The 1,652-nt window shown below is 66.7% G+C and carries 1 pseudogene; it reads left to right on the forward strand.

The window, feature by feature from the left end:
* Positions 1-1,652 (forward strand): annotated as a pseudogene (locus L4923_RS30740) (hypothetical protein); the annotation flags it as partial.

The following is a 1,652-nucleotide window of genomic DNA, read 5'->3' on the forward strand; positions in this document are numbered from 1 at the left end:
GGTTGGCGCAATCGGCGACATCGCTGGCGGCATCGGTGGCACCGGCGGCATTGGCGGTGCCGTTGGCGGCGCGGTTGGCGCCATCGGTGACATCGCCGGTGGCCTTGGTGGCACCGGTGGCATTGGCGGAACAATCGGCGGCGTGGTCGGCGCGGTCGGTGATATTGCTGGCGGCCTTGGCGGCACGGGTGGTCTCGGCGGAACGGTTGGTGGCGCCGTCGGTGGCGTTGTCGGTGCGGTTGGCGACATCGCCGGCGGTATCGGTGGCACGGGTGGTATTGGCGGCGCCGTTGGCGGCGCAGTCGGTGCGATCGGCGACATCGCCGGCGGCCTCGGTGACGACACCGGTGGCATCGGCGGCGTGGTCGGAGGTTTGACCGGTTCGATTGGCAGTGTCGGTGGTTCTCTCGGCGGATTGGTTGGTGATCTGAGCGGCGTCGTAAATGGTGTGGTTGGTGGCTTGGTCGACGCGATCGGCGGCAACCCTGGCCCCGGCAATCCTGGTCCCGGCAACCCTGGGCCCGGCAATCCTGGTCCCGGCAACCCTGGACCCGGCAATCCTGGTCCCGGCAACCCTGGCCCTGGCAACCCTGGCCCCGGCAATCCTGGCCCCGGCAATCCTGGCCCTGGCAACCCTGGTCCTGGTAACCCTGGTCCTGGTAACCCAGGCGGCGGCGTCTCTGGCGGCGGTAACACTGGCGGCGGCATAGTCGCAATAAACGATGTGATCGGCATTGACTGCAGTGTGTCTGCCGACGGTAACTGCAACGGCCCACTCGATGGTTTGATCGTCTTGGCGAGTGCAGTGTCTGGGAACGGCGGCCTGCCTGCCAACCTTGCGGGGACTGGTGTTGCTTCCAATGGTGCTGTCGGTGGCCTCGGATCAGGCGGTGCGCCTGCTGATGTAGCGGACACCGCCTCCAACGGAACCGCGAGTGGCAACGATACTGGTGGGCCGTCTGCCAACGCCGATACAGCTGAACCGACCGATGCGCTTGGCGGGACGGCTGGTGGGAACGGTGCGGGTTCGGATGGCTCTTCCGTCAACACGGCTGGTAACGCGACCGCTCCCAACGGCGCTGTCGGTGGCGCCGGAAGGGGTAATACGCCGGTCGATGTGGCCGGCAATGAGCTGGGCGGCAATGGCGTCGACGGATTGTCCGCTAACTCTGCGAATCCGACCAACGGCGTTCCTGGTGAGGCGGCTGGTGGTAGTGGTACGGGCCCGGGTGGCTTGTCAGCCAACTCGACGGCCGGCGTCCCTGCCGGGACGGCTGGTTCACCGGATGCCGGTCTGAGTGGGCTGCTTGCCTATCTCAGCGAGATCCAGGCTGGGAACACTCCCAACGGTAGTATCGGATCCGGCAATGCGTCCGCCGATGCGTTCGCCAATGTTCTGGGCGGCAATGGTACCGGCGGATTGTCTGGCAATGCCGCGAACCCAACCGCCGTCACTCCTAACGGAGCGGCTGGCGGCACTGGGACTGGCCCGAATGGCTTGGCTGCGAACACCGCTGGCAATGCAACCGGTGTTGCACCCAACGGTGCAGCCGGAAGCAATGGCACCGGTGGACAGTCTGCCGACGCGAGCGCTCCCAACGGAACGGCTGGCGGCAACGGCCCGAACGGCTTGGCTGCGAACATTGCTGGCA

It is taken from the genome of Terribium retamae (genome assembly GCF_022347545.1).
Classification (GTDB): domain Bacteria; phylum Pseudomonadota; class Alphaproteobacteria; order Rhizobiales; family Rhizobiaceae; genus Mesorhizobium; species Mesorhizobium retamae.